The sequence below is a fragment of the Catenuloplanes atrovinosus genome (assembly GCF_031458235.1).
GTDB lineage: Bacteria > Actinomycetota > Actinomycetes > Mycobacteriales > Micromonosporaceae > Catenuloplanes > Catenuloplanes atrovinosus.
Genome location: NZ_JAVDYB010000001.1, coordinates 3,479,254 through 3,494,410, shown reverse-complemented (window position 1 = coordinate 3,494,410; position 15,157 = coordinate 3,479,254). Strand labels below are relative to the sequence as shown.

The following is a 15,157-nucleotide window of genomic DNA, read 5'->3' as shown; positions in this document are numbered from 1 at the left end:
GGACGTCATCGTACGTGGGCGGGGCAATCCCCCAGAGGCGCGGGCCGGCCACCCCGTCGTGGGTGGCCGGCCCGGGTGTGCCGTGCCTATCGATAGGTGATGTCGCTGCGGTTGACCTTGCAGTTGGCGTCGTTCCAGCCCTCGCCGAGGTAGGAGGGCTCGTTGCCCTTGCTGACGCCCTGGTACTTGCCGCACACCGTGGCCGAGCCGACCAGCGTGACCCGGGTGATGGTGGCGGTGTCGCCCCAGTTGCTGTTGATGCCGGCGACCATGTCGATGTCGTCCAGCAGCACGTTGTCGATTCTCACGTGCCGCTGATGCGAGGTCGAGCAGTTGCCGCAGGCCCGGTACAGCTTGCCGGAGCCCTTGAGGTAGAAGCCGCTGATGCTCACGGTGCCGTTGCCGTTGTGCTGGAACGTCTTGTCGCTGCCGGACCGGGCGCCGCCGCCGATCACGTACGAGGTGCCGCCGCCGGTGCCCTTGAACGTGGCGGCGTCCTCGCCGATGTCGTTCCACCAGACGTTGCGCAGTGTGCAGGTGCCCTCGCAGTGCACGCCGTCACCGGCGGGGGAGCCGAGGATGACGTTCTGCAGCGTGCCGCCGTTCGCGATGGAGAACATCGGGTCCTGGGACTCGCTCTGCCCGCCGTCGCCGATGCAGCAGTAGGTCTTCATCCCGCCGTCGAACGTGCCGGACACGCTGACCGTGCCGGAGATCGACACCGAGCCGGCCGAGGACGGCCACGCGCCGGTCGGGGTGCCGGCGCCGCCCGTGGGCGTCGGCACCGGGCCGCCGGTGGTCGGGGCGGTCGTCGGTGTGGAGCCGCCGCCGGAGTACGTCTCGAACTCGGCGATCCGTGGCGCGCTCGACGCGCCGGTGATGTCCAGCGTGACCTTCTTCAGCGAGGTGGCGGCGAAGGAGATGGTGCCCGGGCTGCCGCTGCCGCTGGCGAGCACGGCGCCGCTGTCCGCGTTGAGCAGCCGCCACCCGGTGATCGACCCGCCGCCGGACGCCTGCTGGATGACGACCCGGTTGACCGAGGTGGCGCTGCTCCACTTGACCGACACGTAGCCGGTCGCGCCGCTCGGCGACCAGTACGTGCTAGTGCTGCCGTCCTTGACGTTGCCGTAGCTGGTGCCGCCGGCCTTGCTGGAGCCGTCGGCGCCGCCGCCGAGGCTCAGGTTGCCGTCCGCGGCCCAGGCCTGGGGCAGCGACAGCATGACCGCGGCGCCGACCGCCGCGATGGCACTTCCGGTCACCCATCGGAGGGCTGTTGACCGTTTCATCCGTGTTCTCACCTTCATGGTCGAGAAGTGCACCGGCGCCACACCGCTGTCCTGCTGGAAAGCGCATTCCTGAGAGCATAGATTCGGCTCGATCGATGTGGCAAGGCCGATCAGCGCAGCGGGTACGGGATGAACGTGCTGCGATTCTCGTCCAGGTCGAGGCGCCCGTTGATCGGCGGCGCCGCGCGCTGCGGGCAGTTCGACCGCTCGCAGGTCTTGCAGCCGGGCCCGATCGGCGTGGCCGCGGCCGCGTCGTGCAGGTCCATGCCGGCGGAGTAGACCAGCCGCCCCGCGTGCCGGATCTCGCAGCCCAGCCCGATCGCGTAGGCCTTGCCGGGCTGGCCGTAGCCGCCGTGGTGCCGGGTGATCGTCCGGGCGATCCACAGGTAGCGCTGCCCGTCCGGCATGGCCGCCACCTGGGTGACCACCCGGCCCGGCGCGCCGAACGCCTCGTAGACGTTCCACAGCGGACAGGTGCCGCCGGTACGGGAGAACGGGAAGCCGGTGGCGGACTGCCGCTTGGAGAGGTTGCCGGCCCGGTCGACGCGCACGAACGAGAACGGCACGCCCCGGGCGCGCGGGCGCTGCAGCGTGCTGAGCCGGTGGCAGATGCTCTCCCAGCCCATCGCGAAGTGCTCGGTGAGCAGCTCGATGTCGTACCGGCGCTGCTCCGCCGCGGTAAGGAACCGCTCGTACGGCAGGATGAGCGCGGCCGCGAAGTAGTTGGCCAGCCCGACCCGCGTCAGAATCTGCGTCTGTACGTCGTCGAACCGCTCCTCCTCGACGATCTCGTCGATCACGTCGGCGAACTCCAGCAGCGCGAGCTGCGCGGCCATCCGCATCGCCTCCTGCCCGGCGCGCAGCGACGTGGCCAGGTGCAGCGTCCGGGTCCGCGCGCGGTACCGGTGCAGGTCACCGCCGAGCTCCTCGTCGTGCGCGACCTCGATCCCGTGGCGCCGCGCGAGCCGGTCGCACAGCGCGGCCCGGACCCGGCCGCGGCGCAGTCCCATCGCGGTGGCCAGTTCCTCGGCCGCCTCGTCCAGCGCGGGTACGTAGTTCTGCCGCCGGTGGAAGAAGTCGGTGACCTGGTCGTGCGGGCTGCGGCCGACCCGCTCCCGGTCGCCGACCAGCTCGGTGAGCTGGTCGGCCACCTGCCGGTACCGCCGGTGCAGGTCGATCACGGCCTCGGCGACGTCCGGCAGCCGGGTGGCGAGCTCGGTCAGGCCGGCCACGCCGCCGACGCCGTCGAGCGCCTCGCGCAGCGCGGTGACGAGTTGCGGCGTGGCGTGCGGGGAGAACACGCCCGGATCGACGCCGAACAGCTCGGTGGCGCGGATGAGCACCGGCGCGGTGAGTGGCCGTACGTCGTGCTCGATCTGGTTGAGATAGCTCGGTGAGATGCCGAGGTGCCGGGCCAGCTCGGTCTGGTTCAGCGCGCGTTCCTCCCGCAGCCGGCGCAGCCGCGCCCCGGCGAAGATCTTGGTGATGGTCCTCAGCTCCTCCCGGTCAGCGCGTTGGCAGTACTGCAAATATGCCGCTTAACAAGTTGGCAAACCACCGCGGAAACTTCGCAGTAATTGGCTTCTTCCGTGCCTCGACCCCCATTCCGTCCGCGTGTGACCGTGGTTTCTCCGGTCCCGAACAAAGGAGTTCCGAGATGACGGAGGCAGTGGCGAGACTGCGCGAGGAATGGGCCACCGACCCGAGGTGGAGCGGCATCGAGCGCAGCTACTCGGCCGAGGACGTGGTGCGGCTGCGCGGCGTGGTGCAGGAGGAGCACACGCTCGCCCGGCTCGGCGCGCGGCGGCTGTGGCAGCTGCTGCACGAGGAGGACTTCGTTCCCGCGCTCGGCGCGCTGACCGGGAACCAGGCCGTGCAGATGGTCCGGGCCGGCCTCAAGGCGATCTACCTGTCCGGCTGGCAGGTCGCCGCGGACGCCAACCTCTCCGGGCACACCTATCCCGACCAGAGCCTCTACCCGGCGAACTCGGTGCCCGCGGTGGTGCGCCGGATCAACAACGCGCTGCTGCGCGCCGGGCAGATCACCACGGCGGAGGGGGAGAGCACCGACTGGCTCGCGCCGATCGTCGCGGACGCGGAGGCCGGGTTCGGCGGCGTGCTCAACGCGTACGAGCTGATGACCGCGATGATCGTGGCGGGTGCGGCCGGCGTGCACTGGGAGGACCAGCTCGCGTCCGAGAAGAAGTGCGGTCACCTGGGCGGCAAGGTGCTCGTGCCGACCGGGCAGCACGTGCGCACGCTGGAGGCCGCCAGGCTCGCCGCCGACGTCGCCGGCGTGCCGTCGCTGATCATCGCGCGCACCGACGCTCAGGCCGCGGCGCTGCTGACCACGGACGTCGACGAGCGCGACCGGCCGTTCGTCACCGGCGACCGTACCGCCGAGGGGTTCTACCGTTTCCGCAGCGGCATCGACGCGTGCATCGCCCGGGGGCTGGCCTACGCGCCGCACGCGGACCTGTTGTGGATGGAGACGAGCACGCCGGACCTGGAGGTCGCGCGCCGGTTCGCCACCGCGATCAAGGACCGGTACCCGGACCAGCTGCTGGCCTACAACTGCTCGCCGTCGTTCAACTGGCGCCGGCACCTGGACGACACCACGATCGCCACGTTCCAGAAGGAACTCGGGCACATGGGCTACCGGTTCCAGTTCATCACGCTCGCCGGATTCCACGCGCTGAACTACTCCATGTTCGACCTCGCGCACGGGTACGCCCGCGACGGCATGTCCGCCTACGTCGGGCTCCAGGAGCGGGAGTTCGCCGCGGAGGAGCGCGGCTACACCGCGGTCAAGCACCAGCGGGAGGTCGGCACCGGCTACTTCGACCTGATCAGCACCGTGCTCAACCCGGCGGCGGAGACCACCGCGCTGCACGGCTCCACCGAGGCGGAGCAGTTCGCGTGAGATACCAGGTCAAGGGCCCCGCGGCCGTACGCTTCGACGAGGTTCTCACGCCGGAGGCGCTGCACTTCCTGGTGGCGCTGGACGGGCGGTTCGCCGGTCGCCGGGCCGCGCTGCTGGACACCCGGCGGGCGCGGCGGGCCCGGTGGGCGAGCGGCCAGGTGCCCGGTTTCCTGCCGGAGACCGCGCACATCCGCGCCGACGCGGGCTGGCGGGTGGCGCCGCCCGCGCCCGGCCTGGCCGACCGGCGGGTCGAGATCACCGGCCCGCCGGAACCGGCGATGACCGTGAACGCGCTCAACTCCGGCGCGTCCGTGTGGATGGCCGACTTCGAGGACGCCATGTCGCCGGCCTGGCACAACGTGGTGTCCGGGCAGCTGACGCTGATGGACGCGCTGGACCGCCGCCTCGACTTCACGGACGCGCGCGGGAAGCGCTACGCGCTCGCCGGCCGGACGGCGACGATCGTGGTGCGGCCGCGCGGCTGGCACCTCGCGGAGAAGGGCCTGGTGGTCGACGGGCGGCCGATCTCGGCGAGCCTGTTCGACGCCGGCCTGCACCTGTTCCACTGCGCGCGACGGCAGCTCGACGCGGGCGCCGGCCCGTACTTCTACCTGCCGAAACTTGAGGACCACCGCGAGGCGCGGCTGTGGAACGACGTGTTCGTCTTCGCCCAGCAGTACCTCGGCCTGCCGATCGGCACCGTCCGCGCGACCGTGCTGATCGAGACGATCACCGCCGCGTTCCAGATGGACGAGATCCTCTACGAGCTGCGCGAGCACGCGGCCGGGCTGAACGCGGGCCGGTGGGACTACATCTTCAGCATCATCAAGAACTTCGGGCAGCGGCAGGAGTTCGTGCTCCCGGACCGGTCCGACGTGACCATGACCGTGCCGTTCATGCGGGCGTACACCGAGCTGCTGGTGCGTACCGCCCACCGGCGCGGCGCGCACGCGATCGGCGGGATGTCCGCGTTCATCCCCCGCCCCGGCACCGGCCCGGAGGTGCTGGAACGGGTGCTGGCGGACAAGCGGCGCGAGGCGGCCGACGGCTTCGACGGCTCCTGGGTCGCGCACCCCGGCCTGGTCGGCGTCTGCCGGGAGGCCTTCGACGCGGTCCTCGGCCGGCGCCCGCACCAGCTCGACCGCGCCCGGGACGACGTCGAGGTCACCGAGGCCGACCTGCTGGCCGTGGACAAGACGCCCGGCCGGGTCACCGAGGCGGGGCTGCGCGCCGACATCGCGGTGGCGCTGCGCTACATCGACGCCTGGCTCGGCGGCACCGGCGCGGTCGCGCTGCGGAACCTGATGGAGGACGCGGCCACCGCCGAGATCGCCCGCTGTCAGGTGTGGCAGTGGCTCTACCACCGCACCCCGATGGCCGGTGGCGGAACGGTCACCGAGGACCTGGTCCGCGCCGTCCTGACCGAGGAACTCGCCGCGCTGACCGCCGGGCGCGACGCCGCCGGGCGGGCCCGGGCCGGTGCCGCCGCCGCGGTGTTCACCCGCACCGCGCTGGCGGAGGACCTGCCCGCGTTCTTCACCACCGACGCGTACGCGCACCACCTCCCGCTCCGGCCGGCGGCGCGGTGAGGACGCCCGCGGGTCAGCCGGCGCCCGCCCGCACCCGCCGGCGCGCGACCTTGGCGGCGTACATGGCGGCGTCGGCGCGGTCCAGCGCGGCGGCGAACCCGGTGGCCGGGTCGACGGCGGCCCAGCCGACGGACGCCTCCACACCGTCGGCGGACAGCTGTGCCTCGATGCGCGCGATCGCCCGGTCGGCGTCCGTCTCGGTGCAGTCGTACAGCAGGAATCCGAACTCGTCGCCGCCGAGCCGCGCCACGACGTCGGTGTCGCGGAGCGCGCGCCGGATCGCGGTGGCGGCGGCGATCAGGTACGCGTCCCCGGCCGCGTGCCCCTGGCTGTCGTTGATGACCTTGAGTCCGTCGAGGTCGAGCACGGCGATGACCGTGGGGTCGCCCAGACGTTCGTAACGGCTCCGGGCATGCGCGACGAACCGTTCCCACGCGCGCCGGTTCGGCAGGCCGGTGAGGGTGTCGGTCTCGGCGCAGGACTGCTCGTGCAGCAGCGCGATGGCGGACCGGTCCTGGGCGCGGTCGGCCGCCAGCGCCACGGTGAGCATCCGGCCGAGCAGGGCGAGCAGCGGCTCGGCGTCGGCCATCCGGGCGTCGCCGGGGCGCGCCTGCGGGTCGAGACCGCAGATGGCGCCGAACAGCGTGCCGTCGGGTTCGGCGATGACCGCCCCGGCGTAGGTGCCGATGTCGATCAGCGCGTTGACGCCGGCGTTCGCGTAGGCCGGCACCCGCTGCGCGTCCAGCGCGACGGCCGGCGCCCGGCCGGCGGCCATGTGGATGCAGAAGCTCTGCTCCCACGGGTGGCTCTGCCCCTGCCGCAGCCCGTATCCGTTGTCGGCGTCGAGGTAGAGGTAGGTCTGCCGGCCGTTCTCCACGCGGGTGACCGACCAGAAGGCCAGCGGCATCCGCTCGTGCAGGTAGTCCAGGACGAGGCGGGCGGTGTGCTCGAACACCGGCGCCGGCTGCGCCGGTGCGGGGTCCTCGTCGCCGGGGGCGGCGTGGCCAGGGACGGGAACGGGCGGCGCGGGCGGGGACGGTTCCGGTTCGGCCGGTACGGCGCTCGCGTCCGCGGGGAGGGTGAAGACCAGGCGGGTGCCGTGCCCGGCGGGGTTGGCGGCCGCGCGGATGCTGCCGCCGTGGCGTTCGACGATGCGCTTGCAGATGCCCAGGCCGAGCCCCGTACCGGCGTACCCGGACCGCTGATGGGCGCGGTGGAAGTTCTCGAAGACGGTGTCGTGCTGCCCCGGCGGGATGCCGATGCCGTTGTCGTCGATGGTGACCGTCACCTGCCGCTCGTCGCGTTCCGTGGTGACGGTGATCTGCGGCGTCACGCCCGGCGCGGTGTACTTGATCGCGTTGCCGAGCAGGTTCTCCAGCAGCTGACGGACCAGGACGGGATCGGCGTACACCGGATGCACCTCGCCGGCGTGGACGACCGGCACCGGAAGGTCGTTGCTGCGCGCCTGGTCGACGCGCGCGGCCGCGATGTCGGCGACCAGCTCGGCGAGGTCGACCATGGTCGGCTGGAGGGCGGCGTCGCGGGCGGTGGTGTACGCCAGCAGGTCGTTGATCATGTTGCGCATGCGGGCGGTGGCTCGCTGGATGCGCCGGTTCGCGTCCGCCGCCTCCGCCATGGCGGGATGGTCCGCGGCCTCCTCGATCAACCCGGTCAGCGCCTCGCTCCACCCCTCCACGGTCGCCAGCGGGTTCTGCAGGTCGTGCGCGACCGTGCCGGCGAACGAGGCCAGTTCGTCGCGGTGGCGTCGTTCCGCGGTGACGTCGTGGAAGACCGTGACGGCGTACCGTCTGCCCTCGGCATCGTCGGACAGCGCGGTGGAGCTGACGCTGAGCAGCCGGCCCGCCGGTACGCCGGGGTTGCGGACCAGGATGTCCGTGTTCCGCACGTCCGTGCCGGCCAGCGCGCGCCGGTGCGGCATCTCCTCCGGCGCCAGCGGCCGGCCGTCGGGGTGGAACAGGCCGTAGTGACCGGGTTCGGCCATCCGGCCGGTGTCGCCGACGACGCCGCCGACGAGGCGGCCCACCGCCGGGTTCCGGAGCAGCACCCGGCCCTCCTCGTCGACGACGGTGAGCCCCTCGGTCATCGACTCGACGATGGCGGTCAGCATCCCGGCCTGCCGGGCGGCGGCCCGCTCGCCGGCGCTCACCTGTCGCACCAGCGCGACCCGCTCGTCGCGTCCCAGCGCCAGGGCCAGCCCGACCACCGTGATCACGCCGACGAACGCCTGCGCCACCAGCGCGCGGGCCGGGTACGAGGGGATGTGGGCGAACACGCCGGTGCCGCCCAGCGTGAACAACACCGCCACGGTGCCGAACACCAGGTCGTGCACCACCACGAAGGTCGTGTGCAGGCGCGAGGCCGCCCACACCGTCACCACGATCACGGTGAAGGCCAGCGGGAGCCGGTGGTCGATGCCGAACACGGCGGTGTAGGCGACGGCAGAGGCCACCACGAGCAGCACGTACTCCAGCCGCCGGTGCGGCCCGAGGGCCCGCCACCGCCGAAGGGCGCCGCGATATTCCGGGTCGGTCCGCCAGGCGTGCAGGAGCCGGCCGACGCGGACGCCGACCGCGCCGATGAGCAGGATGCTCACCGTGTTGCGGGTCAGCCAGACCGCGCTCGCCGGCCACGAGTAGACGCCGTTGACCACCCACACCCCGGTGGGACCGATCATCGTGCCGCACGCGGTGCTCAGGAACGCGGCGGCGATCAGGCGCCACAACTCGGCCAGCCGGGCCAGCGGGCGCTCGCCCCCGGCTCCCCACAGCCCGGGCAGCCAGCGCCGGAACAGCCACGCGAAGACCCCCGCCTGCACGAGGTTGGCGGCGACGAACCACAGCGCCAGCACCGGGGGCGCGCCGGTCGCGATGTTCACCACGATGGTGGCCGCGGACAGGGCGGCGACGTCCAGGAACCGCCAGCGGGACGCGTACTGCACGAGGAACCACACGGCCGACACCCCGGCGGCCGGCCAGACCAGGCTCAGGTTCGTCTCGTCCATCACCGTCAGCCGGCCGAGATAGGTCGCGCCGACGTAGACGACGGTGAAGGCGAGCGTACGCATCAGCGACGGCCCGAACCTCATCTGTTGCCCCATACGCTCCGTGAGCAGGTATCGCGAGCCGTGGCCGCTATCGGCATGACTCGTTCATCACCATCGGCGACGAACTCCCGTGAATGAGGCGTCTACGCACCGAAGGCGAGACGGCATCGCACCGGTCATCGGTACTATCGCCCCTTTTCTAGGGGTTTGCGGCGAAACCGTGGGCGCGACCTCGTCGCGACACTCGTCGAGGGATGTGCGAAAGTCGGTCGGCCGGGTATGACACGACCGGCGATGAACAGGGGGTACGCGGTGACGGACGATCTCTTCGCCTCCGGCGGCGAGACCGGCCGGCTGATGGGGGCCCTCGACTGGTCGCGTACCGACCTCGGCCCGGTGGCCGGCTGGCCGCAGAGCCTGCGCGCCGCGGTGCGCATCGTGCTCTCCTCCCGCTACCCGATGCTGCTGCTCTGGGGGCCGCGCTTCACCCAGCTCTACAACGACGCGTACTCCGCGCTGATCGGCGACCGGCACCCGGCCGCGCTCGGCCACGACGTGCGGATCACGCTCGCCGAGGGCTGGGACGTGCTCGCGCCGCTGATCAACGACGCGATGGCCACCGGCGTCGCCAGCTGGGTCCCGGCGCTGCGACTGCTGCTCAACCGCTCCGGCTACCGCGAGGAGGCGTACTTCAGCGTCTCGCACGCCCCGGCCCGCGACGACGACGGCGTGACCGTCGGCGTGCTCACCGTCTGCAGCGAGGTCACCGACCAGGTCGTCGGCGAGCGCCGGCTCCGGCTGCTGCGCGAGGTCTCGGTGCCCGCCGGCACCGCGCTGGACGACGTCGGCCAGACCTGCGCCCGCCTCTGCGACGTGATCGGCGAACACCCGCTCGACGTGCCGTTCGCCGCCGTCTACCTGCGCGACGGCGCGATCCTCCGTCGGGTCGCGGCCACCGCCGCGACGCCGCCCGCGCTGCCCGCGGAGATCCACGATCAAGACCACTGGGGGGTACGCGCGGCAGCCGCCACCGGCACCGTCCAGGTGACCCCGGCCGGTGGCCGGATAGCCGTGCCCGCCGGCCCGTGGGACGACCCGGTCGAGGTCACGCTGGCGCAGCCGCTGCCGTCGGCCGGGCCCGGCGAGCCGGTCGGCGTGCTGCTGGCCGGCGTCAGCCCCAGCCGCGCGCTGGACGAGACGTACCGGTCGTTCTTCGCGCTGCTCGGCCAGCAGGTCGCGGTCGCGGTCCGGACCGCCCGCGCCTACCAGGAGGAACGCGCCCGGGCCGCGGCGCTGGCCGAGCTCGACCGGGTGAAGACCGACTTCTTCACGAACGTCAGCCACGAGTTCCGTACCCCGCTGACGCTCATGCTCGGCCCGCTGGCCGACGCGCTCGCCGACGAGACCGCACCGCTCGACCCGGTCCAGCGCGAACGCGTCGACACCGCCTGGCGCAACGCCGGCCGCATGCTCGGCCTGGTCAACGACCTGCTCACGTTCTCCAGCGTCGAGGCCGGCCGGGCCCGCGCCACCCCGGCCGGCGTGGACCTGCCCGCGTTCACCCGCGAGCTGGCCGCGGTCTTCCGCGCGGCGATCGAGCGCGCCGGCCTGCGCCTGGTCGTCGACTGCCCGCCGCTGCCGCGCCCGGTCGCGGTCGACCCGGAGCACTGGGAGCGGATCGTCACCAACCTGCTCTCCAACGCGCTCAAGTTCACGTTCGTCGGCGAGATCCGGGTGACGCTGCGCGCCGGCGCCGACGCGGTCCACCTCTCGGTCGCCGACACCGGCATCGGCGTCGACCCGGCCGAACTCCCGCACCTGTTCGACCGCTTCCACCGGGTACACGGGGCCCGCTCCCGCAGCCACGAGGGCACCGGCATCGGCCTGGCGCTGGTCCGGGAGCTGACCCGCCTGCAGGGCGGCGACGTCACGGTCGACAGCGCCCCCGGCGAGGGCACCACGTTCACGGTGACGCTGCCGTGGTCCGCCATCGACGCGACCGGCGTCCCGGACGCACCCGCCACCGACCCGATGACCACGGCGCGGGCCGCCGTCCGCGAGGCCACCGGCTGGCTCGACGACCATCCGGCCGACACGCACCTGCCCGGCCCCGCCGCGGAGATCCTGGTCGTCGACGACAACGCCGACATGCGCGCCTACCTGACCCGGCTGCTCACCGCGCAGGGCTGGTCGGTGCGCACCGCCGGCGACGGCGAGGCCGCGCTCCGGTCGATCCTGGCCGACCCGCCCGACCTGGTGATCACCGACGTGATGATGCCCCGCTCGGACGGCTTCGCGCTGGTCCGCGCGCTGCGTCAGGAGGAGGCCACCCGCCGGCTGCCGATCGTGATGCTCTCCGCGCGGGCCGGCGGCGAGTCCGGCGCGGAGGGCCTCGACGCGGGCGCCGACGACTACATCGTCAAGCCCTTCACCGCCGCCGACCTGATCGCCCGCGTCCGGACCGGCCTCCGCCTCTCCCGCGCCGACGAGCACGCACCGGCCGTTCAACCGCCCGCCGCCCAGCCCGCTCCGGCCGCGGCGGATGCGCCGCCTTCGGCGGAGCCGCGTGGCGCGGCCGAGTCGCCGGTTGCGACCACGTCGCCGTCTCCGGCGGAGCCGCGTGGCGCGGCCGGGCCGCCGTCTTCGGCCGAGTTGCCCGCCTCGCCAGAGTCGACCGTCCCGGCCGGGGCCGCGCCGGTCGCGGAGGGTCTCGAAGCCGCCGGGAGCGGCGGCCGGCACCGCGCCGGACGCGAGCCGGACCTGCCGGAGGTCGACGTCGTCTGGACGTACCCGCTGGAGCCGAGCGCCGCGGCCGCGGTCCGCCGTGATCTGCGCGCGATGCTGCCCGACGACAAGATCGACCCGGATCTGCTCTACGACCTGCAGATCGCCACCACGGAGGCGGTCAACAACGCCGTCGAGCACACCCAGGCCCCGTCCCGCCCGCACGTCGAGGTCCGCCTGCGCGCCCGCGACGGCCTGATCCGCATCGAGGTGCAGGACTTCGGCACGTGGCGCGCCCGCCCACCCGCTCTCGACCGCGGCCGCGGCGCCGTGCTGATGAACGCCTTCGGCGACGTGCGCGTCACCCCGTCACCCACCGGCACCCTGGTCACCATCGAACGCCGCTGGATCACCTGACGCCCGCTGTCGCTGACCGAAAGTCGTACGGCCGCTCACGCGCTCGTCGTGCGGGCCGGGCCGTCCGGCGCGAAGCCGTCGGTCACGCGCCTCCTTGCCGGGGCATCCGGTCGCACCACATCATGTCGAAACGCGCAGCCCCGTCCGTACCCCCTGAGTCCTGGCTGCTCGCGAAGGAGCGGCATGGTGAGGCGGACGGTGTTCGTGGCGATCGCCGCGCTGACGCTGATGGTCACGGCGGCGTGCGGATCCGTCTTCCACTCGGAGGGCCGGCGGTTGTTCGACCGGGCCGCGGTCGACGACGGCGAGGCGCGGCTGGGCGACGCCGTCATGGCCTTCTTCGTCGGTCCGCAGAACTCCGAGATGTACACGGTGGCCGGCGAGAAACACGAGCCCGGATTCGTGGTGCTCGTCGCCCCGGACGGCTCCTTCCGGACGGTGCGGACCGCGCGGATGGACATGATGCGCCCGGTCTGGTCCCGGGACGGTCTCGCCTTCGCCGACGAGCACACCGATTTCCGCCTCACCGAGACCGGGATGACCAGAACCGCCAGCGGCAAGGTCACCGCGCAGAACCTGATGTTCGCCCTGCCCGGCGGCGGCACCGCCGGCGTCTACAACGTCGGCGACACCGACGGCGGCGGCTACCTCAACCGGGTCGTCATCACCACGGAAGCGGGCGCCCGCGGGTACGACGTGCAGGGCGACTACTTCACCGGGGCGCTCTGCGACGACCGGGTCTTCGGGCTGACCAACATCCCCGGCACCCACGCGCGGCAGTCGTCGCTGGGCCCGAACGCCCAGCTCCTCGCCCGGCTCTCGCCCGCGGACGGCGGCGAGCAGGTCGTCGGATGGCGGGCGCACCTCGGCAGCGGCACCCCGCCCGGCCAGGTTCCGTGCCACGACGGCATCATCACGTTCCTGTCCTGGGACACCGACCCCGACGGCACCGAGCACCCGCGGATCGTCTCGTGGGACACCCGCACCGGCGACCACCGCCAGCACCCGCTCACCTTCCGCGACGGCACCACACTGACCCTGGACGACATGGGGTACGCCGTGCAGGACTGGCGGAACGGCCGGCTCGAGTGGTACCACGCCGATGGCCGGGTCTTCTCCACCGACCCCGCGACGGGCAGCACCACGACGCTCTTCGACACCGGCCGCCCCACCGGCGCCGGCCGCGACACGCAGACGCTCACCGCCTTCTCCGGCACCGCGCTGCACACCCTGAGCACCACCCGCGACGACGACGGCACCCTCACCTACACGGTCTTCGACCGCAACGGCGGGCACGCCCTGCGCACCGTCGCCGTCCCCATCCCCCACAGCAGCGTCGGGGTCTCCAACCTGAACCTGTCGTACATGGCCGTCCGCCCGTCCTGACTACCCTTGACGCATGAGCACCGGCGCATCGGAGGCGGTCGCGCCGCGGCCGTGCCGTACCAGCGATCTGTCCTTCATGATCAGGCTCATGGCGCTCCTGGAGGGCGAACTCCTGGCCGGCGGCATCCCGGCCCGGCTCGCCGACCGCGTCCGCCGTCACCTGGAGACCGCCGACCTGCTCAGCCCGGGCGGCACCGACCGCGACCTGCGCCAGTCGATCAACGAGCTCAACCACCGGCTCCGCCACACCCTCGGCGAATACGACGAGCCCACCACGACCGTGCCGCGATAGGCCGACGAGCCGCCGGGCCGGGGCGGCTCGCTCCGGGCGGGCTGTCGTATTGTCGGGCGGTGTCTGATCCCCTGACGAGCCGTGGCAGCGCGGCTGCCAACCGTGCCGCCGGCCGGCGTAACGCCGGTGGGCCGCCGCTCAAGACGAAGGCCGAGAAGCGGGCCGAGGCCAAGGCCGCCAAGGCGCGCGCCCAGGCGATGCGGAGACGCCGCCGGGCGCTGGCCGTCGGCGGCGCCGCCGTGGGCGTGGTGGCCGTCGTGGTCGGGCTGGCCGTGTGGATCGGCACCGTGCTGGCGCAGCCGGACCCGCCCGCCGCCGACGGCGCCGCCACGCCCGGCGCCGCCACGCCCAGTGCCGCCGCGCCGAGCACGGGTGCCGCGTTCCCGCCGGTGCCCGCGGGCGCCGATCCCGCGCTGAGCCGGAAGCCGGCCGCGACCGCCGGCGCCGGCGCGGTCACCGAGCTCAAGGCGACCAACCTCATCGAGGGTACGGGTGCGGCCGCCCAGGCCGGCCAGACGATCACCGTGAACTACGTCGGCGTCACCTACGCCGACGGCCAGGAGTTCGACTCGTCCTGGAGCCGCTCGGAGCCGTTCAGCTTCCAGCTCGGCGCCGGCAACGTGATCCAGGGCTGGGACCAGGGCCTGGCCGGCGCGAAGGTCGGCAGCCGGGTCCAGCTCGACATCCCGGCCGCCCTCGCCTACGGCGACAACCCGACCGGCGGGCAGCCGGCCGGCGCCCTCCGCTTCATCGTCGACGTCCTGTCCGCCACCTGATCCCGCCACGCCCGGCGCCGGCGATCATCGTCATGGCGGGGCCTTGTCGGTCGCGGCCAGCCGAGACGGCTCAGGCGGGCGGCCAGTTGCGGACCGCGGCGTGCGCCACCTGCTCGAGTTCGGCGCGGGTGGCGCCGGCCGAGGCCTGGACGGCGAGGCCGTCCGCGGTGGTCATCAGGTAACGGGCCAGCACGTCGGGGTCGGCGTCCGCGGGCAGGTCGCCCTCGTCGATCGCGCGCGCGAAGCGGGCGCGCAGCCGGGCCCGGTTCTCCACGCGCCAGGTGTCGAGCGCGTCGCGCAGCGGCTTCTCGAGGTGGCCGGCGGCCATGAACGCCTGGGTGGACAGGCAGCCGGCGGGCCCGCCCGGCCAGGTCGAGGTGCGGACCGATCCCATCAGGTAGGCCGCGGCCACCGCGCGTGACGTCGGCTCCGCGAGCGCGTCGACCGCGTACGACGCCGGGCCCTCGCTGTAGCGGTGCAGCGCCTTCTGGAACAGTTCGTCCTTGTTGCCGAAGGCCGCGTAGAGGCTGGTCTTGGTGATCCCCATGGCGCGCGCCAGGTCGCTGAGGCTGACGCCGTCGTAGCCACGGCTCCAGAAGACCAGCATGGCCTTCTCGAGCGCCTCGTCGACGTCGAACCCGCGGGGGCGGCCCACCGGCGCGCCCTGTCTGCTCACCACGTGACCGATCATATCCCCTTC

General features: G+C 73.2%; 10 protein-coding genes. 6 read left to right on the top strand and 4 right to left on the bottom strand.

The window, feature by feature from the left end; translation table 11 throughout:
- Positions 1-86: 86 nt before the first annotated feature.
- Together J2S41_RS15740 and J2S41_RS15735 are read right to left on the bottom strand one after the other, a co-directional pair.
- Positions 87-1,259: a pectate lyase gene (locus J2S41_RS15740; RefSeq protein WP_310368443.1), complete on the bottom strand. Its 1,173-nt coding sequence runs from the start codon at positions 1,257-1,259 to the stop codon at positions 87-89.
- A gap of 137 nt (positions 1,260-1,396) precedes the next feature.
- Entirely contained in the window at positions 1,397-2,815 is a 1,419-nt protein-coding gene (locus J2S41_RS15735) for a short-chain fatty acyl-CoA regulator family protein (RefSeq protein ID WP_310368441.1), read from the bottom strand.
- 128 nt (positions 2,816-2,943) lie between these two features.
- Between J2S41_RS15735 and aceA the strand changes: the two genes are divergently transcribed.
- Both aceA and aceB read left to right on the top strand, forming a co-directional pair.
- Positions 2,944-4,209: an isocitrate lyase gene (aceA, locus tag J2S41_RS15730; protein ID WP_310368440.1), complete on the top strand. Its 1,266-nt coding sequence runs from the start codon at positions 2,944-2,946 to the stop codon at positions 4,207-4,209.
- On the top strand, positions 4,206-5,798 hold the full coding sequence (gene aceB, locus J2S41_RS15725; protein ID WP_310368438.1) for a malate synthase A: 1,593 nt from the start codon (positions 4,206-4,208) through the stop codon (positions 5,796-5,798). Before aceA ends, aceB begins: the two co-directional genes overlap by 4 nt.
- A 13-nt stretch (positions 5,799-5,811) precedes the next feature.
- Here the strand turns inward: aceB and J2S41_RS15720 are convergent, their stop codons facing one another.
- Positions 5,812-8,904 (bottom strand): diguanylate cyclase domain-containing protein, encoded by a 3,093-nt coding sequence (locus J2S41_RS15720; RefSeq protein ID WP_310368436.1) that lies wholly within the window; start codon positions 8,902-8,904, stop codon positions 5,812-5,814.
- Between the two features lie 270 nt (positions 8,905-9,174).
- Here J2S41_RS15720 and J2S41_RS15715 point away from each other — a divergent pair, with 270 nt between their 5' ends.
- From J2S41_RS15715 to J2S41_RS15700, 4 genes are all read left to right on the top strand, one after another.
- On the top strand, positions 9,175-12,003 hold the full coding sequence (locus tag J2S41_RS15715) for an ATP-binding protein (RefSeq protein WP_310368435.1): 2,829 nt from the start codon (positions 9,175-9,177) through the stop codon (positions 12,001-12,003).
- A 183-nt stretch (positions 12,004-12,186) separates the two neighbouring features.
- Positions 12,187-13,389: a hypothetical protein gene (locus J2S41_RS15710; protein ID WP_310368433.1), complete on the top strand. Its 1,203-nt coding sequence runs from the start codon at positions 12,187-12,189 to the stop codon at positions 13,387-13,389.
- A 13-nt stretch (positions 13,390-13,402) separates the two neighbouring features.
- Positions 13,403-13,681 (top strand): hypothetical protein, encoded by a 279-nt coding sequence (locus tag J2S41_RS15705; RefSeq protein ID WP_310368432.1) that lies wholly within the window; start codon positions 13,403-13,405, stop codon positions 13,679-13,681.
- Between the two features lie 59 nt (positions 13,682-13,740).
- Complete coding sequence (locus tag J2S41_RS15700; protein WP_310368430.1) at positions 13,741-14,457, top strand: FKBP-type peptidyl-prolyl cis-trans isomerase; 717 nt, start codon at positions 13,741-13,743, stop codon at positions 14,455-14,457.
- Positions 14,458-14,527: 70 nt separating this feature from the next.
- Here the strand turns inward: J2S41_RS15700 and J2S41_RS15695 are convergent, their stop codons facing one another.
- Positions 14,528-15,136, bottom strand: coding sequence for a TetR/AcrR family transcriptional regulator (locus J2S41_RS15695; RefSeq protein WP_310368428.1), 609 nt, complete (start codon positions 15,134-15,136; stop codon positions 14,528-14,530).
- Between the last annotated feature and the right edge of the window lie 21 nt (positions 15,137-15,157).